At 39.4% G+C, this 19,640-nt stretch carries 14 protein-coding genes; all 14 read right to left on the bottom strand.

The features are described from left to right. Positions 1-268 precede the first annotated feature (268 nt). Complete coding sequence (locus tag ANSO36C_RS01645; RefSeq protein WP_251958095.1) at positions 269-1,261, bottom strand: glycosyltransferase family 2 protein; 993 nt, start codon at positions 1,259-1,261, stop codon at positions 269-271. Between the two features lie 64 nt (positions 1,262-1,325). Further along, entirely contained in the window at positions 1,326-2,528 is a 1,203-nt protein-coding gene (locus ANSO36C_RS01640; RefSeq protein ID WP_251958094.1) for a glycosyltransferase family 4 protein, read from the bottom strand. Positions 2,529-2,595: 67 nt separating this feature from the next. Then, complete coding sequence (locus ANSO36C_RS01635; protein WP_251958093.1) at positions 2,596-3,435, bottom strand: hypothetical protein; 840 nt, start codon at positions 3,433-3,435, stop codon at positions 2,596-2,598. A gap of 61 nt (positions 3,436-3,496) precedes the next feature. After that, positions 3,497-5,338 carry a heterocyst formation ABC transporter subunit HepA gene (hepA, locus tag ANSO36C_RS01630; protein ID WP_251958092.1) on the bottom strand — a complete coding sequence of 614 codons (1,842 nt, stop codon included), beginning with the start codon at positions 5,336-5,338 and terminating at the stop codon, positions 3,497-3,499. 218 nt (positions 5,339-5,556) lie between these two features. Next, on the bottom strand, positions 5,557-6,285 hold the full coding sequence (gene hepC, locus ANSO36C_RS01625) for a heterocyst development glycosyltransferase HepC (protein WP_251958091.1): 729 nt from the start codon (positions 6,283-6,285) through the stop codon (positions 5,557-5,559). A 924-nt stretch (positions 6,286-7,209) separates the two neighbouring features. Continuing rightward, positions 7,210-9,435, bottom strand: coding sequence for a GumC family protein (locus tag ANSO36C_RS01620; RefSeq protein ID WP_251958090.1), 2,226 nt, complete (start codon positions 9,433-9,435; stop codon positions 7,210-7,212). A 107-nt stretch (positions 9,436-9,542) separates the two neighbouring features. Continuing rightward, positions 9,543-10,643 (bottom strand): glycosyltransferase, encoded by a 1,101-nt coding sequence (locus tag ANSO36C_RS01615; protein WP_251958089.1) that lies wholly within the window; start codon positions 10,641-10,643, stop codon positions 9,543-9,545. A gap of 288 nt (positions 10,644-10,931) precedes the next feature. Beyond that, on the bottom strand, positions 10,932-12,245 hold the full coding sequence (locus ANSO36C_RS01610; protein WP_251958088.1) for an NAD(P)H-dependent oxidoreductase: 1,314 nt from the start codon (positions 12,243-12,245) through the stop codon (positions 10,932-10,934). A 110-nt stretch (positions 12,246-12,355) separates the two neighbouring features. Then, positions 12,356-13,612, bottom strand: a complete 1,257-nt coding sequence (locus ANSO36C_RS01605; protein WP_251958087.1) for a glycosyltransferase — start codon at positions 13,610-13,612, stop codon at positions 12,356-12,358. A 56-nt stretch (positions 13,613-13,668) separates the two neighbouring features. After that, positions 13,669-14,217, bottom strand: coding sequence for a dTDP-4-dehydrorhamnose 3,5-epimerase (gene rfbC / locus ANSO36C_RS01600; protein ID WP_251958086.1), 549 nt, complete (start codon positions 14,215-14,217; stop codon positions 13,669-13,671). A 385-nt stretch (positions 14,218-14,602) separates the two neighbouring features. After that, complete coding sequence (locus tag ANSO36C_RS01595) at positions 14,603-15,475, bottom strand: phytanoyl-CoA dioxygenase family protein (RefSeq protein ID WP_251958085.1); 873 nt, start codon at positions 15,473-15,475, stop codon at positions 14,603-14,605. A gap of 43 nt (positions 15,476-15,518) precedes the next feature. Beyond that, positions 15,519-16,526, bottom strand: a complete 1,008-nt coding sequence (locus ANSO36C_RS01590) for a glycosyltransferase family 2 protein (RefSeq protein ID WP_251958084.1) — start codon at positions 16,524-16,526, stop codon at positions 15,519-15,521. A 359-nt stretch (positions 16,527-16,885) separates the two neighbouring features. Next, positions 16,886-17,914, bottom strand: a complete 1,029-nt coding sequence (locus tag ANSO36C_RS01585; RefSeq protein ID WP_251958083.1) for an NAD-dependent epimerase/dehydratase family protein — start codon at positions 17,912-17,914, stop codon at positions 16,886-16,888. A 436-nt stretch (positions 17,915-18,350) separates the two neighbouring features. Beyond that, the gene (lhgO, locus tag ANSO36C_RS01580) at positions 18,351-19,565 is read right to left on the bottom strand and encodes an L-2-hydroxyglutarate oxidase (protein ID WP_251958082.1); all 1,215 of its coding nucleotides are present in this window, start codon (positions 19,563-19,565) and stop codon (positions 18,351-18,353) included. Positions 19,566-19,640 lie beyond the last annotated feature (75 nt).

Genomic DNA, 19,640 nt, shown 5'->3' with positions numbered 1-19,640 from the left:
GATAAACTTATACAAAGGCACTAAATAAGACTCAAAAATCATCTTATTTTTATCAAGTAATACCAATTAACGAAAATCCTGATACACATAGATTTATCGTAGGGGCATGGCATTGCCATGCCCTTCCAGCGTATTTGTATCATTATTAAAGTTAAATGGTATAGGGGAGAAGGTATTGGGCAGTTTAAGAAAGAGGAAAACTGCCCGATGTTCTCTACGATAGCTTGCTTACCCAAAGGAGTACGCGGATTCGCTAGCTATTGCTCTATTATTTAGATGTTTTGATTAACTTACTTGCTAAAAAACGCGGAGTAAAACTAAGACCAAGTGCTGCCACAGTTCGGGGATTAAATTTTTGTTTATTTAACGCCTGCCAAAAATAAGGACGTGCTTCTGCTATTTGTTCACTTCGTAGTAAACCAATTCCTAAAGTGGTATTAGCTTCTAACCATTTCTGTTGAAAATAATTTTTAAACTCCTTTAAATGAGTATCTTCCATAAAGACTTGATAACAAAACATTTCGCTTTTTGCTTTGCGAATTTTTGCCTGTAAATCTCTACCACCACTGAGCATAGTATCAGTTTGGGCATGGGCACGATATTGCGTCAGTCTTTCGGGATGGTAGTAAGCACCATGACCAGATATACAGCAAAGGTAGGTTAAATATAAATCCCACATCCCGTCAACTTCTGAAGGAATACTATCCCAATCTACAAAATCGTTGCGAATCACACAAGCTGCCGCAGTCGGTATGCTTTTATCTATTAACCCAATTTTATAAAAAGGTTGATGAATTCCTTTTGCTAATTTATGCCGCTTGAAAGCGCGTGTATTTTGTTCAGTTCCAATATTATTAATTTTCCCCTGAGCATCTATAATATATTGGTCGCAAAAAGCGATAATTAAATCAGGGTTTGCTTCTAGCGGTGGTATTAACTTTGATAAAAAGTCTTCATTCCAAATATCATCGTCATGGAGACTAGCGCAATATTTACCTCGCGCTATCTTGAAGCCATACTGCTGATTAGCTAACATACCCACATTCTGCTGATGCCGCCAAAATTTGATGCGTGAATCGCCAAAAGATGCGACAAGGGCTTGAATATTTTCTGAACTACAATTATCAGAAATAATAATTTCAATATTCTGATAAGTTTGTTTGATAGCGCTAGTGATCGCTAGCTTGAGATACTCTGGTCTATTATAAGTAGGGATAATAACGCTGACTAAAGGTTGTTGGGATTCTGGAAGTAAAGACATATTTTTCTCTCTTAATTTTTTCTCATTAAAAGATGCACCATTTGATATTTTTCTCAAAGTTACTTTATGTAACTTGAGGAATGCTATATAGCTTTTTAGCTCTAGAAGGAAATTCAGCTATTGCTTTTGCATAAATTGCTTGCAGATTATTTACATGAGCAGCCATTGTAAATTCCTTCATCAATAAAGTATGACCTTGTTCGCCCATGTATCGGCTTTTTTGATAATCTCCATACAACTCATTAATAGCATTAGCCAGCTTTTGGATATTATTACCTGGAACAAGAATACCCGTTTTTCCATCTTGTAAATGTTCGGGAATTCCTCCAACGATGCTACCAATTACAGGTCGATAACGAGCATAAGCTTCTAGAGTTACAAGACCGGCGGGTTCAGGCCAAACGCTAGGGAAAATGACAGCAAAACACTGTTGATAAAGTTTATTTATTTTGTCAGGATCGCACCAACCATGCCAAGTTATTCGGTTCGTCAATCCAAGGGTGTTTGCTAACTTTTCTAAGCGTGGTCGTTCCCAGCCTTCGCCTGCGATATCAAGCTGAATCTGCGGGTCTGTATGTATTAAGGTTTTGAGTAACCATTCTAGACCTTTATCAGAAACAATTCGTCCAGCAAACAAAATTCTATGGTTTTGGTGGACTTCCAAACTTAGAGGTGCAGTTTCTGTTTCTGGTACAGAGATTCCACAGTGTAGTGTTACAGTTTGCTCAGAAGGTACACCATTTTGAATCAATTGTTGCCGGACATATTCGCTATTAGCAACAAAAGTAATTTTTATTTTTTTTAATACATCTAATAATTGATGAGTATTTTGAAGCTCTCTAAGAGTTCTTAATGGTTTACGGCTACCGCATTTATCTACTAACTTACCCCAAGTACATCCTAAGTAAGAAAAGTTGCGATCGCAGATTGTCCGCGACCCTGCTAAATATTTTGTGCCACTAGGACAATATAATGAGTGATTATGAACGCTGAAGACGGTAGGACATTCGCCTGTAAGCTCTAATAGCAAGTCTGGGCTGTGGATGTGTAGCAGTCGAAACTGGCTTTGGTCAACATTCTTAAGCGATTTTATCACGCGATCGCTAACATCAGGCGGTCGATGTTCAAACAGAGAAGCTAAATAAGTTTCCACACCTCCGCTCCCGCCTACCTCAAAATTTGAGCATTGATAAATTAGGTCTTTTTCGAAAGTATTCCTATGCAATAGTTCATCATTTCGCTTGGCATCATTGATTGAGTTAAGCATTAATCACCCTTTTTTACGTTATTACTAATTATATTCCTCATCTAAATAGAGGCTTAATCTCACCAACTTATATGCCAACGTTAAACCATAATTTGTGTCTCACATCACTCACATAATGCCTGAGAGCAATGTTTTTACTTGCAGATTTATCTGAATAGATGAACTGATCTTCTACATTTAGAACATATTTTTTTGTGCATAAAGGCTCACCATGATTGTAGTGCATTGTCAAATGAACCATTGTTTGCTCAGTAAAATAAGTAGGAGCTTCTTGAAGATTTGCTAAACGTTCAATAGCAAAACTCCAGTCAAGTTCATGCCTAAATAATATAAATCCACCATTTACTGGATTTAATTTTTCCGAATCATCATAAATAATTCGTTCATCTAGCGACATAGAACAATCAGGTAGATAAAGAGAATATTTTTCGTCCGACTTACTCAAATTAATTAAGTCAATTCCGCCAGGGAAAAATAAAATATCGGAATCAGTGTAAATCGTAGTCCCATTAATAGGAATTGACATTAATGCCGACAATTTTCTGCCCATTGGATGCAATTGGGCATAATCATGAACACATTGAGGTAAATCCGTTCTTAGGAAGTTTGATAAAAGTATTACCTTAACGCAGGGATGAACGCGGCGGAGTAAATTACAACTAGACTCAGTGTAACTACCATCAGAAACTACAGTGAATGTATCTGGAATGCCGACATGACGAATGAATGAGCGAATACTTGCCACTTGTTCTGGCAGATCGCGTTCACATGATAAAGCATAGACACTTATGGGAACTTGCCGAGTTTGTTTAATCGGGATGTTTACAATTTGAGAAACGGCTGCTTTATATAGAGAGCGATTAAACTTACCCTGAAATTTAGCAGCGTGATAGCCTATATTTACCATTTATTTTTCCTTGTTGAAACTATAAGCAATTGACCAAGATAATGAATTCATAATTTACAAATTATGAATTGTTATATTGCATATTGTGATATTCCCAAAGCTTGCCTTTGAGTTCTAGAAGCTCTTGATATTTCCCTTGTTCTACTATCCGTCCATGTTCTAAAACTACAACTTTATCTGCTTTAGCAATGGTAGAAAGACGGTGAGCGATCGCAATTACTGTTTTTCCCACAGATAGCCTTTCTAATGAATCTTGAATTAATCGCTCAGATACAGAATCTAAGGCGCTAGTTGCTTCATCCAAAATCAAAATTTCTGGGTTCCTTAGCAAAGCACGCGCAATAGCAATTCGCTGTCTTTGTCCTCCAGATAACCTAACACCTCTATCTCCCAATTGGGTGTTAAAGCCTTCAGGCATTTCCAAAATAAATTCCAGTGCATTGGCTAGTTTAGCTGCTTCTTGAATTTCCTCATTAGTGGCTTCTGGAGTACCATAAGCAATATTTTGCCAAACATCAGTATTGAAGATGAAAGTATCCTGACTGACGACAGCTATTTTACGCCGTAGGGAGTTAATTTCAAACTGCCGCACATCTATTTCATCAATGTAAAGATATCCATCTGTAGTATTATAAAATCGGGGAATTAAATCAGCAAGGGTTGTTTTACCAGCACCAGATGCTCCGACTAATGCTGTCATTTTTCCTTTTTCAATAGTTAAGGTAATATTATGCAGCACTAAGTTTTGATTGTCGTAGCCAAAATCTACAGATACTAAGTTTATTGATCTTTTTAAAGAATTAAACTTGATTGTGCCATTTTGAAAATAATCTTTTTCGTCACTCTTTAAGAGTTTTTTGACGTTATCTGCTGAACCATGTAAGGTACTAAGGAATGCTCTTGTGCCATTAATGTCTTGAACAAATGGAATAAAACGAAATAGCACAAAGAAAAATGTTAGTAAAGAAGCAACTTGTAGCGTTCCATTAGTAACTAGGCTAGTGAATGCCAAAATAATCATCCCAACCAATACCGTAGTAGCTACCCCTTCAGCAATTGGCTTGACAATTGTCCAAGTGAAGACAACTTTTGTTGTAGTACTTACTATTTTGTCGCTAGCTTTGTAGAAACGCTGGCGTTCAAATTCTTGAGTACCACAGGTGTGAACAGTGCGAATGCCATTAATGAATTCTACGGCTGTTGATGTAAAATTAGCATTCGCAGTTGTCATGCCAAAACTCGATTCTCTGACTCTGGCATTTAGGTTGGATAATCCTACACCTAAAAGGGTAAATAATAATGCTGAAATTAGTGTCAGTTGCCATGATATCAAAAACATTGATATTAAGTAGACAAGGGTTGTTAATCCCCTAGTCATTAAAAAGGCTCCGCTACTAAAACCTTGTCTAATTCTTTCAATCTCTGTAGTGATTGTGTTAATTAGTTCACCGGAACGGGTTGTAGAAAAATAACTTAGCGATAAAGATTGTAACTGTTCAAAAATTTGTTTGCGTAAGCGATCGCCAAGATTTAGTTGAGATAGCTCAGTATAGACTTGAGAAAAATAATTGAAGGTAGCACGTAACCAAGTACTCAATAAAATCAGTAAAGATACGCGGTAAAGACGATTAATGGCTGATGTCTTAGCTCCCAAAATCCAAATATCAAACCATTCTATTCCTGTTTGGACAGGTTGAGCGTTGGGGCTAGTTAAGCTTTGCAAGAATGAAAGTAAAAAACCAATGCTTATACCCTCAAATGTTGCCGCCAAAATCGAAAATACCACAGCTAAAATTGCAATTTTGCGGAAGTGTTTGAATTCTCGCAATATCAAATAGTTCTCCTGCCATAAGCTAGTAGCTTTGAGCAGATTACTGAGTGGTTGAGGAAGCTGGAAATGCATGGATTTTATCATAATAGTTTGGCAAGGTAGATAAGCTGCTATAGAGCAATACGGTTTAGCTAAGGCTTAACTCTTATTTTTTAATGAATCGCATCGTTAGAGAAGAATGCAAAGGAAGAAAGACTTAACTGAACTATATTGCGCTATAGATGCTACGTAAGCAATTTTGTTTTCGCTCAAGTGTGGTAGATGAAATCATCAATTACCGCACAGATAAATTACAGTGTTTGGCTATCTAGATGTAACAGGTGAGACTGTGCCTCTACTTCCCATGAAGTTGTAATTTCTGGTCGTTGATTTAGCTGTATTGCATCTTCCAAAGTCCAACAAGAAGATCCGGTCAAATTAATGTCACCCTGCAATACATTAAATAACTGGGGCAAATTATCAAGACCGTATTTATGCATCCAACGTCCTAATGGTGTAATGTTGTCCTTTGTCGTTGTGCAAAACTTAATTGCCCGAAAGAGTTTACCCCGTTCTCCAACACGCCAATCACGACAAAAAAGTGATCCTGGTGAGTAAACCTTTACTAACATAATCAATCCCAACATCACTGGACTTACTAACAACAGCAATAGGAAAGCAGCAATCCAATCAATTAATCGCTGCAAGTGTCTCCAGGGTTGGTTAGCGAGTTTATTGCTAGCGGGCATGCTGATGAACATTGGTTTTTGGGCTTCTTCACACGCATCTGCCCAAAATCTCAACAAAGGCTCACCCAATTTCGGATCTATGCTCACCAAAGTTACAGGAGAATGTTGTAAGCATTCTACTAGCGATCGCTTACTATCTAATGAAGGTAGATATGGCTGTTTAACTCGTCCAAGTGGCTTCACCAAAAGCTTACCCCGCCGCCACTGGAGTGTGCAGTACCCACGATTATCTTGGCGTTCCTGGGTTACATCATATAAACTTTGTAGAGTTGGAATTATTGAACTTGTCATAAGTATTTGGGATTATACAGGAGTGAATTATTGAGGAGTTATCAAAGGCTATCAATGCCAAAGACCCAAATCCAAATCTTGTTGTAACTCCAAAAAAGTGGAGAGATTCGTAATTCGTAATTCTTAAGGAGGCAGGAGGACGAAGGCAGGAGGCAGGAGGTAATCCCCATAAATAAATTTAGCGAAAAGTTCTGTAGGCGGGTTTCCCGCCGTAGGAAACTTTTCAAGAGAGGGGCTTTAAACCCGTTTGGCAGAGGGCAAAAAAATATATTTTCTTCCTCCTGCCTGCTGCCTCCTGCCCTCTGCCTTTCTTCGGTAATTCGTAATTATGTTTGATATCATGTATGCCTAATACATTATTATTTAAGCTCTCTGCGTTAGCTTAAATAATAAGTATTTAAACGAACATAATATTAAATGTAGTCTAAACCCCAGCCGGAAACAAAGCTAACTGTGGAGTTAGGGGTTTTAAACCATATACTTAATAATTACGAACAACTTTACTATTAATATTCATGGGTAAATTATGATTTTCCGGGAACTACTGACAGTAGAGAAATGTAGAGGAAAATTACTCATTAATCTATATCTACGTTGAATTACGCTGAGGTGTTCATTGTGTCGATAGATTTGATAAACCAGTCTACTCTTGTCTGCTAACCTTTTTGAAAGTGCTTTAATCTCTAGAATATAAGACTATGTAGAAATAGCGATCGCTCAAATAAATTCTTTATTTATTCTTTAAAGAGCCAGTGATTTCTCTGATAACCCATAAAGATAGCATAAATATACTGAATTTTTCCTGATCACAACAAAATTAAATTTTGATTACAAACGCAAAATCCCCGACTTCCCTAAGAAGTCGGGGATTTACGCCCATTTGAAATGTCTAAAACCTTTACGAATTACGCAAAGCGTTACTAGCTACTTTTCTACAGCTTGACGTAGAGCTAACTGCTCTTGTTTGATATAAGGTACGTAATTACTGCTATTTGATACCCCATTAGCTACAACCCCAATCAGGTTTAACTTACTTAACATAGCTGTCGCTTGAGTAAGTTGACTCCGCGTCACAATACCAATGCTTGCCACCATAACCACACTACGACAAGATGATGCAGTAAGCATGGCATCCACCAAGCCAAGAACTGGGGGAGCATCTATGAGTACCAAATCATAGCTTTGCTCAAATGCTGCCATCAATTCCATCATCCGAGGAGAACTCAATAGATTCGCTGGGTCAGCAGGCTTGGGCCCAGCCGTCAAAATATCGATGTAGGCGGAACCTGAATATTGAAGGCTAATCTGGTTGGGTAAAGTTGCATCACTCGCCAATAGAGTTGAAAGCCCTTGCTCATTGGGAAGATTAAGTTGTTCGTGCAGACTTGGATCGCGTAAGTTGGCATCAATCAGCAGTACCCTTTTGTGTAAACGGGCAGCACTCATTGCCAAACCCAACGCTAAAGCTGATTTACCCTCATCGGCTAAAGCCGAGGTAATCATCAAAGATTTTAAGTTAGTAACAGTATTTAAAAGTTCAATGTTTTTGTAAATCAGATCCAGCGATTCCCAACGCGGTGGAGATTGCAATACCTGAATTGTCCAGGGGGCAAGAACTTCTGGCTTACCAAAAGGCAACTTAATCATTGATTCTTTGGGTTTGGCTGGCGGTAACTTGGGGGTTGTTCCCAATAACGGCATGGCCATTTGCTTCTCTAATTCCGCAGTGGTGTGAACTGCATCATCAGTCGATTCCCGAATAAAGGCAGCAATGCCTCCTAACATTAACCCAACTACAGCACCTAACAGCAAGTTCTGCTGGAGATTGGGGCCTAATTGTGTGCCTTTTTGGGGATCTTCCACAACTTCCCAATTAAATCCACCCTTGGAAAGTTCTTGCCGCAATTGCTGTTCTGCTCTTAAAAGCTGCTCTAATCTTTCACGGCTAAATTGTAACTGCGGTAGCATCCGATTGTAATAAGCCAACAGAGGCGGGAAGCGTTTGATTTCAAAACGCAGTTCGTTTTCTTTCTGAGCCAAAGTTTGATCGCGAGCAGTTAAAGCAACTATATTGGTCTGTGTTTCCACTAACTGACCAGCTAGGCTGAGATCAATTTGGCCAAGCTGTCCTCGTTCGAGGAGAGCATCTCCCGAAGTAATTGCACCAGCAGATTTTTCGCCTAAAGTTCTTCCTACCTCTTGTTGCAATAACTCCTTCTGGCTTTGAAGCTGTTCTTTGAGCTTTTGCACATTCGGAGTTTCATCTGTAAAGCGTAAGCGTTCTTGTGCTAGCGCCAGTTCGCTTTTTTGGATTTCGTTCAGTAAGCCTTGATAGCGAGTAGATTGACTCAGACGAGAAGCAACTAGAGCATTTTGGGGAGAACGGTTAAGTTGTTCTTCTAAAGATTTTTGGCGTGCTAAAGCTTCCCCATACTGGGCACGAGTTGTCTGCCGTTCTTGAGCAATATTGTTCAAAGCTGTCTCAATCGCTCTGGCCTGTGACTCTGGATCAATTAAGTTCTGATTTCTGCGAAATCTTTGTAAATTTGTCTCAGCCGCGTTTACTTCTTCGCTGGCTTTACTTAACTGTTCCCTGATAATTTGCAGACCTTTTTGTAAACGCGAATTCTGTTGTTGTTTATTATATTCCACATAAACTTGTCGAATCGCGCCGAGAACTTTTTGAGTCTTTTCTGGATCTCCAGCAGTGTATTCAACCTGAAATATTTTAGTAGCGACATTATCTTCTTTGCTTCTTAATTGAGTTAAGACCAAAGAAGTTTTAATTTCACTGGAACTTATATCTGGATAATCAGACTGAAGTTTATCAACTGCTTTTTGAATAAGTCCTGAACTTTGCATCAAGTTAAGCTGGGTAGCAGTATCTATGACCACATTAGAGTCAGTAAATTGGTTATCTAACCCAGCACCTTCAGTCTTACCTTGATAGTTAGGCTCTACTAGCAGTTGCATGGAACTTTTATAAGTAGGTTTTGTCTTTAAAGTTACCATACTGGCAATAGCAATAGAACTAATTAATACTGCTAAAAACCAAGGAAATCTCCGCACAAATACGGCAAACATTTGTCCGTAACTTGGTTCACTTTCAGAAACGGGAGTTATTTGAGGATTTAGACTACTTTGAACCACTTTTATTATCCTTGTCTTCAAGACTTACGCTAAGAGATTCTCCGAAGAATACCTATTTTTTGACAAGCCATTAATAGGTATTCTTATAGTGGAAAGAGATTCAGGAATTAAATGAATAATTGATGCACACCACAAGCTTGGTTAATTATTTGCTCAACCTTAGTAAAGAAGGCATTCTCTGAAAAGTTTGCTACTGCGTGATTACGGATGCGATCGTAATCCCAAGAAATGCCGTTGGCTTCTAGTAATGCAATTTGTAGAGATTCGGGTGTTTGCCTTTTGAAAAAGACTCCTGTTTGACCTGGGATTTGCGTATCTAATACTCCACCTGCTCCATAAGCAATGACTGGTGTGCCACTAGCATTAGCCTCTACTGGAACTAAGCCGTAGTCTTCTAGGGCTGCGACAATAATAGACTTGGCTTTGGAAAACAAGTCTTTGCGGGTTCTATCACTTACGTGTCCTAAGAACTCAATATTTTTTAATGCTTTGGATTTTAACCGTGCTTGTTCTGGCCCATCACCAGATATTAATAACCGCCACCCTAACCAATTAAAAGCTTCGACTATTATATCAAGTCGCTTATAACTGATCATCCGGGCGGAGGCCAGATAATATTCATCTTTTATATCTGAGAAAACAAATTTACTCGTATCAATTGGATAGTTCACCATCATTGCCTTTTTGCCATAAATACTTTCAATACGGCGGGCAACAACACTAGAGTTAGCAATGTAAAGGTCAGGTTCCTGTGCATATTTCAGGTCTACCTTTCTCATTACTTGAAATACTTGTTCAATTATAGGAGCAAAATATCTATAGTCTCCGTACTCTCTTAAATAAGTTGCTGTATCCCACAAGAAACGGGTGACGTTATGGCAAAAACAAATGTGGTAAGCATTGGGGTTTTTTCGCACTGCTTTGGCGAAACTGGTGCTACTGCTAATAATTAAATCGTAGTCTTGCAGATCCAAGGCACGAAAGGCGGGAAAATATAGAGGAGCCATCGACCTAAAATATTTTGCTGCCCCTGGAATCTTTTGCAAGAAGGTTGTATTAACTATGCGATCGCCTAGATCAATAGTTTTTTGGGGATCGTACAAAGATGTGAAAATATCTGCTTCGGGATAGCGCTTACAAAGCAGTTCAAACACACGCTCTGCCCCACCTCGCTGGGTTAAATAATCATGGACTAGAGCAATTTTCATGAATTTGACCTAAAGTTTTGATCGGGTTTGTTTAAACGCTCCCCAGCAAGTTACTATCAACAACTTTAGTGTCCCGCAATATAACTTTCTATCCTCTTCACGAAATTCTGGCGACAAATACGTTAGTAAGGGACTTGGAGATCCCCCCAACCCCCCTTAAAAAGGGGGGCTTTTTCTGATTCTTTCACCCCCTTTTTAAGGGGGTCGCCGTAGGCGGGGGGATCTTATCCAAACCGTATTAGGGGCGTACAGCTAATTTATTTGTTGCGAATATTTTTGCAACCGATATTATCCAACTGCGACTAAGATTTTTTCTGGAGCGAAATAAGTGTTTTGCTCGGCTCGTAGTTGGTCGCAAAGTCTGCCTTCAGGTAATTCTATATCCTCATAAGTGAGGACTTGATCCTTAGAAATATCTCGTTTGAGGCGACACCCTTCGGCTAAACCCATTGGTAGAAGATTTTGCTGTTGGACGATATCGGAATTTTCACATTGTCCGTAGGTCATGTAGTAGCCGATGCCATCTAAGGTTTCTCCCGCTTTTAGGTCGATTTTGGCAGTGGTGACAACATCTACTAGCGGGCCTGCTAGGGGAGACATAACGGCATCACCGAAGAGGACAGCACGCGCTACGGACAAGGGAACTTCAAAATGACAGAGGTGATAAGGAGTATAGAAGCTGTAAAGTGGGCCTTCGCCTAATTTATATAAGTTGAGATAGTGCTGTTGCTTGGGGTCGTCGTGAGTGGCAAATACATATACGCCTGGGCCTGGTTTTGCTCCAACTACATAATCGACAATGCCGCCTAGTTCTTTGAGTTGTTCAACATCATATAACTGGGTCATTTCATCGACATGACCGTTGAAGTCATATCCCAACATTCCCCGTTTGGCGACTTTCATGCCTGTGGCATTGGCAACGATCGCTTGCTCAAAGGAAATTTTGGTTCCGTCTGCGAAGCTAGCCACCATGTGGGGCTTTTGACCCCAACGTTTAGCAAATCCTTCCTGGGTGGTGGGATTGCGATAAGGGTCTTGGAGTCCTTTAATGTTACCGCACAATAAGGGAGTTAAACCAATGCTTTTTACAAAGCGATAAAGGTTCATTTGTACCCCTGGCTGGTCGCCATCACAAGCGCTGAGAATGACGCCTGCTTTGTCAGCATAGACTTTCAGGATGGGGCCAATAGTGCCGTCGAGTTCGGCATTCATCATGATCACATGTTTGCAATGAGCGATCGCTTCCATGACGATCTGAGCGCCAAATTCCACTGCACCTGTGACTTCGATTAATGCATCGATGCCCTCGGCTCGACACAGTAACTTAGCGTCTTCTGTGACTGCATACTTACCGTTAGCGATCGCATCTTCTAATTCGCTGACAGTTGCAACAACTTGAATATCTTCAATTCCGGCTTCCGAATAAGCTTGTTTGGCTGCACTAATCTGGCGATTAGAGATAGCAACTAACTCCATTCCTGGCACTGAATTGACAATTTGGTTGGCAATTCCTCGACCCATAAAACCAGCACCAATCATTCCCACTTTGATAGGATTTCCTGCTGCTGCACGGGTTTGTAAGGCGCGATCGATAATAATCATGAACTAAACTCCTTTTTGGAACTGTTGGTTGTGATACAAATTCTCTATAAACTTGCACTTAATAATTTGTTACAACTAAATATTAAGTACATTTTCATAGTTAATTGGTGTTAGCGTAGGCGTAGCCCGCCGGAGGCATCGCTACTAACTAGTTGTTTGCTAGATGTCTGTTTTTTCTGGCTGTGGTTTTCGAGAATTTGCTCTATAGTATTTCGGTAAACTTTAGCAAAGTTCTCTTTAGTATGATTTGCTCTTACATATTTCCACGCCTTCCGAGACATATTTTTCAGGTCTTCTACAGGCAAATTAGAAATTCTTCTAACTGCTGCTTGAATTTCTGCGATCGAAGAATTCTTTAATAGCACACCGTAATCTTCATGCACATCAACACTAGCTTCGTAATTGACTATTGGGATTAATCCTGTATGCATACAAGTGATAACGCTGCCGGCTCCACCTTCTGCTGCTGAAACTAACACAGTACCAATACAATTATTGGTAACTTCCATAAACTCAGGGCTAATAACATCAATCCAACCATAAGTATGGATGTTTGGTGTTTCATAAAGCTCTTGATGAAAAGCTTTTTCAAATTCTGGTTCCTTATTAATTGGCCCACAAACTGTTAAATGGAAATCTGGCATTTGTGCAAATGCTTCTAAAACTAAATCCAGACCTTTGTGAACAAACCCGTGACTAGCAAACCATAAAAAATTCTTTCTTACAGCTTCAAAATCTTTTTGTTCTGGCCAAGGATAGACAGTAGGATTAGAAAGCGGTACACGATAAATCGGTTTATTCGCGTATTTGAAAGTATTGATGGTAAATTCATTACCTAAAGCTATGCCATAATCTGCATATTCAATTCCTAAATTAGGCACTTCATATCGCTGTGGACAGAGAGTAATCCCTCGCCGTTGTTGTAAGTCTAAGTGTCTATGACATTCAGCCGCATTACGAAACACCATATTAGCAATGTCAACGTGGAAAATTTTCACACAATCTCTATTGAGTTTTGGTGCTAGTTCTTGCATCCGATGACGGACATCAATGAAAAATGAATAATGTTTTTCAGGAACAAATTCATCATTGTAGAACTGAATAACATCAACGTTATAACCAATATCCAAAAATGTTTGCACCATCCGCCAAACCTCCCAGTAGCAAGTGTGGTCATGGGGTATGGGCTGACCAACTTTTAACAAGAATGGCTCAATCCGGTAAGAAAAAAGTACATTACCCCTAGAAGGCTGGTTTGGTTTGAGTGAAACAACCTTTAAGCTTTTGATGTAATGAATCCGATTTACTACTTTTTTTAACAACGAATTGATAGAAGTAGTCAGATGGGATAGAGTATTATTTGGCATTTGATACCTCTTGTAATTGTTAAGTTAAACAAAGAGTGGTTGCAACTTTTAAACAGCTATTTTGCTCCAACAGTCATCATTCTCAACAGAGGCCAATTTAAATCTTTTTCGGAAATTTCAGTTGCATCTAGAGGCCAATTAATCTCAAAGAATGGGTCATCATAACGTAAACCTTTTTCATACCCTGGCGTATAAAATTCACCCACTTGATATACAACCTCGGTTTCATCCGTGAGGGCTTGATAGCCATGAGCAAACATTTCTGGAACATACAAAGCGCGGCGATTTTCTGGAGTTAGCTCTACACCAATGTGTGATAAAAAGGTAGGAGATTCTGGACGCATATCAATAATTACGTCATAGATAGCACCTTTAGTACAGCGAATTAATTTCGTTTCTGCTGCTGGCAGAATTTGATAGTGCATTCCCCGGATAGTGCCTTTTTTATAGTTAAAAGACAGGTTACATTGAGCAACTGTTGGCTTTAATCCGTGTGCTGCAAATTCTTGAGCGCAGAAAGACCGAGCGAAAAAACCACGATGGTCAGGCTTTTCTTCTAAGTCAATAATGAATGCGTCTTTTAGTGCGGTTTCGGTGAAAATCATTATGGTTCCTTTGAAATGAATGTTTAGTAAAGAAAATACTTTAGTGTTTGCGCCACATAAGAAACAATTCACAGAGGCGCAGAGAGCGCGGAGAGAGTTTGAAAGATAAGTACTTGGACAGAATTAATTACACAATGTCATTGCGAATGAAGCGAAGCGTAATGAAGCAATCGCAAGGGTTGGGATTGCTTCTCTTCGAGACGCTCCGCGAACGCTCCGCTCGCAATGACTGTAAATATTTTTGTCCAACTACTTATTGTGCAGTTCTAAACCTATAAATTTTGGCGTTGTTGAATTGACGCATGAAATGTTCTTTCTCTGTGTTCTCTGCGCCTCTGCGGTTAATTAAATTAGACACTCGACAAAAGGAGAGTAATCTACGCTTTTAACTTGAAACTTTAACTGCATCAGATGCAGAACGTAACTCTACTCTGGGATAAGTATCATCCCAGTATTGGGTGCAGAGGTCTGGTCTTTCAGGGGGGCTGGCGGTGTAACACAAGAATAGTGCTGAACGGTCTTCTGTGCGGACTGTGCCGTGATGCAAAGTATTTTTTGTATCTACAATAATCACAGTACCTGCTGGGCCTGAGCAGGATTTCCAAGCTGATTTGGGGATGACTGGTTTTACTTGTTCATCATCGATACCCATATAGCCTGATTTATAAAGTTTGTAGTAAAGTTGAAAGTATTTCCAACTAAATAAGGGAGTTAAAGAGCGAGGAATGTATTCAAAAGGTCCAGTTTTTTCCTCGACATTATTTAAGTAAATAAAGATTTTGATAATGCGGCGGTCTTCTGCATCACTATGCCATAGCAGCGTGCCAAACTGATGTTTACTCTTGAAATCTTTGCGTAAATGTACACCATGAAAAGCAACAGGAAGACCAATATAATTTTCGATGATATTGAGAAGTCTTTTCTCTATTCCCCAGGCATAAAATTCTGGTAAACCTGTAACTGTGTAAATTTGTGGCAACCTTTCATCTAGATGATCATTGTTGAGATTTTCCATCTGAGACAATTGATGGTAAGCAGCTTTGAGCAGTTCTGAGCTAGAGTTTAACCCTAAATCTTCTAGTGTTGTGACGTAAACACCATCTTTTTTGAGAGCATTAAGAATATTGCGATCGCGTAGCCCGTCGTAGACGTCGCGTCCTTCCAATGCTGGCAGATTTTTGCTATGCTTCCAACGGGCTAGGTAATATTCAAAGTCAGAAGATAGTGTAAATATTTTGCGTTTGATTGCATTCAACATGGCGTATTTTCCTCTTTTTGATGTATAGTTATCGGGAATTTAGTTATGGCTTATAGCCTTGCACTTCTTGAGTAGATAATTCACTTGATTCTGCTAACTCAAACTCTTTAGAAACCATCACATCAAAAGCACACAAGCTGACTAAAGCCAAAAATGGAACTACTATTTTGATAGCGGACATTGGCCATCTTCTTAAAGCACCTAAGAAAACTTTCAAGCTGACTTTTTTACCGTTCTGCAAAAGCATCCGCCGGCAAAAGTGCTTAGAATATCCATTCTGTTCCAATTTCAAAATCACTTCGGGTATGTGTTTGTATTGCATTAACAGCGCAGATTTTGGTTCTTTCTGCCAATAACTCACACCAACAACACATTCTAAATAAGTCTCTTTAGTGACAATTACACGACCATTAGCAGCACAATACCCGGCTAAATATGCTAAAGATATCCAATTATTCTCAGCATCTTGCCAATTTTGGAGAGCGCGTTTCACTAAATCAGTGCGGTAGATTGTAGCAGTCAGAAAAATAACTGCACCGACACTTTTTGAGAAACAATGTTCAAATATAGCTTTACCATCACCATCACCATTTTCAGCATCTATATCAAACCAGCGATTACCAACAATTGTCGGTGGGTGAACTGATTCACCAGTAATTTGGTTTCGACCAGAAAAGTTGAGGAACAATAATGATAAATCCTCATGTTGCTTGAGCTTACTAATTACATAAGCAATAGTTCTATCTTGAATGGGGTCATCATCACCAATTGTCCAAACGTATTTTGTTTTTGTAGAATTTAGGCAATACATAATGTTTTTGACAATGCCTAAATTTTGATAATTTTTGTTGGATTTGAATGTAATATTGCTAAGTATTAATTGCCATTTTTGAATCACCTTCTGAGTATTGTCTGTTGAACAATTATCAGAAACTAAAATTTCACAATCATGTTCAAAACCTTTAATTGCTTGAACTAGCCATGCTAACTGTTTATCAAGTAACTCAGCACGATTAAATGTAGGAATGGCAATGGTAAGCAATTTATTCATATTAAGTTCAATTCTGTAGTTAAAAAGAATTGGTAGTAGTAGCAGCTTATTAGTTAATAAGTTGCTTTTTTGTCTAATCTTTTTGATTTGATAGCAAATTATTTAGCTGTTCTGTTCTCAGGTAAGGATTGGATAAACGTTTGGTGCAGAGGTTGGCTACCGAAACGACATTTTGCGATCGCCATAAATTACAACTCCCTAATTTGATAGATTAAATAAGTCCAAATAAAGGTTGTTTTCTCGAAAATATTGATGCTATTAGTGTGCAATTGTGGATTTAATCTGTTCGTACTTCGCACTATAATTACAAACATTCGCTCTAATTAAATTATTGGTTTACACACTAATAGCCAATCTAGCTACTTTTTATTCCAGAAGAAATCTTTGTCAATTTGCTCGGTACGAATCAGATACTCTAGCTGTTTTAAACGGGTAAATCCTCTAAACAAGAATGTATCTTCAGCCATGTGTATTTGACTGAATAAATCAAATAGCTGTTGGGCACCAAGTTGGGCATTCCAATCACATTTAAATCCGGGTAAGATTGTGTTGATTTTCTCGAAGGATACCCGATAGCTGCGGTTATCTGCGCCGTTGTCACCAAAAGACAATTTACAATCTGGGAAAACATCAGCAATAATTTCTGCGATTTCTCTAACGCGATAGTTGTTTGCTGTATCTCCAACATTAAAGATTTGGTTATGTACAATGTCCCGTGGTGCTTCCAAGGTGCAGACTATTGCTTTGCAAATATCTAATGCGTGGACTAATGGCCGCCAAGGTGTACCATCACTAATCATTTTGATTTCCTTGCTAGTCCATGCCAACCCTGCTAAGTTGTTTAAAACAATATCAAACCGCATTCTAGGGGAAGCACCAAAGGCTGTAGCATTCCGCATAAAGGTGGGAGAGAAGTCATCGTCAGCGAGTGGTCTAACATCTCTTTCTACGAGAGTTTTGCATTCTGCGTAGGCTGTTTGAGGGTTAATCGCAGATTCTTCTGTGACATCACCTGCGGTAGCAACACCATAGACGCTGCATGAAGACATATATACGAAGCGACGCACACCCATAGTCTTAGCTAGATTAGCTAGACGAACTGAACCTACATGATTAATTTCGTATGTAATATTAGGTGCTAATTGTCCGGCTGGGTCGTTGGAGAGTTCTGCCATGTGAACTATGGCTTCAATACCTTCCAAATCATCCGGGGTGATGTTGCGGATATCTTTGTTGAGGGTTTTGGGTGTCACTCCACTAGGGTTGTATAGCCAACCAACTTTATAGAAGCCGGTATCTAGACCAATAACTTCATGTCCCCGTTCGATTAACAGAGGCGGTAATAATGAACCAAGATAGCCTTCTGTTCCAGTTACTAATATTTTCATTGTGGTTAATTCCTTTGTATTGATGAGTTAAATTAGGGGCGCACAAATATTTGCCCTAAAGGGTGTTGCATTCAAGAGAGAACCGCTATATTTTTCGTTTGTATGCAATAACTCGACCTCACTTCCATTCCTCTCTCCTAAGAGGATAGAGGCTTTGAATCTTAGTTCCATTCCCTTGTAGGGAAGGGGTTGGGGGTTAGGTCATTGGATTAAAACCCAGAAGCGCTATGTATAATTCGGCTAACAGTCATTACATAGTTTGCCGACTAACCCATTGGGTAGCAGCGCTCTAGAGCGGTTCTTGAATTGATGCACTACACTCTTTTCTTGTGGGATATGTGTCTTACCCGTCCCTTGTATTTCCAGGCTGGAAAAGATGCCCACTATACAAGATTCATCCTTTTATTCCGCAGCCCGGAAGTAATAACTATGTTATCTATGCAGTTACTGCACTATCTAGATGCGAGAGTTGGGGAATTTGAGTAACTAAGGCTTTGCCGATTTCTAGAGAAGATGTGGCAGCCGGTGAAGGAGCATTGCAAACATGAATGGAGTTTTGACCAGAAACAATCAAAAAGTCGTCTACAAGCTTGCCATCGTTCATTAAGGCTTGAGCGCGCACTCCTGCATGGGTGGGAACTAAATCTTCTGCTTGGACTTCGGGAATTAGTTTTTGCAAACTTCTGGTGAAGGCTGCTTTGCTAAAGGAACGAATGATTTCTTGGATGCCTTCATCAGCGTGTTTGGCTGCCAATTTCCAAAAACCAGGATAGGTGATGACTTCCAGAAAATCGCGTAAGTCAAAGTCGGTTTTTTTGTAACCTTCGCGTTTGAGTGATAGAACCGCGTTTGGCCCTGCATGGACGCTACCATCAATCATCCGGGTAAAGTGGACACCCAGAAAGGGGAAATCTGGATTGGGTACTGGATAAATTAGTGTTTTGACCAGATAGCGTTTTTCTGGGGTGAGTTCGTAATATTCTCCCCGGAATGGGACAATTTTGGCTTGGGGTTCAACTTGACCTAGTTTGGCGGTGCGATCGCTATGCAATCCAGTACAATTAATTACAAAGCGGGTTTCAAAGCTACCCTTGTTTGTTTGCAGTACCTGATTTTTACCGCTTGGAGAGATTTTCAGAACTTTTGTATTTAGGTGTAAATCCCCACCCTGCTGTTGAATTAGCTGGGCATATTTCAAACAAACTTGCTTGTAATTAACAATACCAGTTGAGAATACCCGAATTCCACCTACGCACCTTACATGAGGTTCAATTTCTTTGACTTCTTCCGGGCTGATTCTCTGGACTTCTATGCCGTTGTCTAAGCCGCGTTGGTAAAGATTTTCTAAGCGTGGTAGTTCTTGTGCTTCAGTTGCGACAATTACCTTACCACAAACTTCATGTTCAATATCATGCTCTTGACAGAACTCTACCATCGAGCGAGAACCATCACGACAAAATTTAGCTTTGAAACTTCCTGGCTTGTAGTAAATACCAGAATGAATTACCCCGCTATTATTCCCCGTTTGGTGAAATGCCCATTGGCTCTCTTTTTCTAGTACTAAAATACGGGCATTGGGATAGCGTTTTCCTAAAGCTAACGCTGTCGAGAGTCCAACTATTCCCCCACCTATAATCGCAAAATCATACATTAGTATTATCGCACTTCAAATTACAGTAAATTTATTTGTCATTTGTCATCGGTCATTAGTCATTTGTTATTTAAC

It is taken from the genome of Nostoc cf. commune SO-36 (genome assembly GCF_023734775.1).
Taxonomy (GTDB): domain Bacteria; phylum Cyanobacteriota; class Cyanobacteriia; order Cyanobacteriales; family Nostocaceae; genus Nostoc; species Nostoc commune_A.
This window is presented reverse-complemented; position numbering and strand designations above follow the sequence as displayed.

Bases quoted from the DNA above. Each gene is read 5' to 3' on its own strand.
- hepA (WP_251958092.1), bottom strand. From the start codon at position 5,338: ATGCATTTCCAGCTTCCTCAACCACTCAGTAATCTGCTCAAAGCTACT.
- ANSO36C_RS01615 (WP_251958089.1), bottom strand. From the start codon at position 10,643: ATGAAAATTGCTCTAGTCCATGATTATTTAACCCAGCGAGGTGGGGCA.
- ANSO36C_RS01640 (WP_251958094.1), bottom strand. From the start codon at position 2,528: ATGCTTAACTCAATCAATGATGCCAAGCGAAATGATGAACTATTGCAT.
- ANSO36C_RS01590 (WP_251958084.1), bottom strand. From the start codon at position 16,526: ATGAATAAATTGCTTACCATTGCCATTCCTACATTTAATCGTGCTGAG.
- rfbC (WP_251958086.1), bottom strand. From the start codon at position 14,217: ATGATTTTCACCGAAACCGCACTAAAAGACGCATTCATTATTGACTTA.
- ANSO36C_RS01605 (WP_251958087.1), bottom strand. From the start codon at position 13,612: ATGCCAAATAATACTCTATCCCATCTGACTACTTCTATCAATTCGTTG.
- ANSO36C_RS01645 (WP_251958095.1), bottom strand. From the start codon at position 1,261: ATGTCTTTACTTCCAGAATCCCAACAACCTTTAGTCAGCGTTATTATC.
- lhgO (WP_251958082.1), bottom strand. From the start codon at position 19,565: ATGTATGATTTTGCGATTATAGGTGGGGGAATAGTTGGACTCTCGACA.
- ANSO36C_RS01595 (WP_251958085.1), bottom strand. From the start codon at position 15,475: ATGTTGAATGCAATCAAACGCAAAATATTTACACTATCTTCTGACTTT.
- ANSO36C_RS01585 (WP_251958083.1), bottom strand. From the start codon at position 17,914: ATGAAAATATTAGTAACTGGAACAGAAGGCTATCTTGGTTCATTATTA.
- hepC (WP_251958091.1), bottom strand. From the start codon at position 6,285: ATGACAAGTTCAATAATTCCAACTCTACAAAGTTTATATGATGTAACC.
- ANSO36C_RS01635 (WP_251958093.1), bottom strand. From the start codon at position 3,435: ATGGTAAATATAGGCTATCACGCTGCTAAATTTCAGGGTAAGTTTAAT.
- ANSO36C_RS01610 (WP_251958088.1), bottom strand. From the start codon at position 12,245: ATGATTATTATCGATCGCGCCTTACAAACCCGTGCAGCAGCAGGAAAT.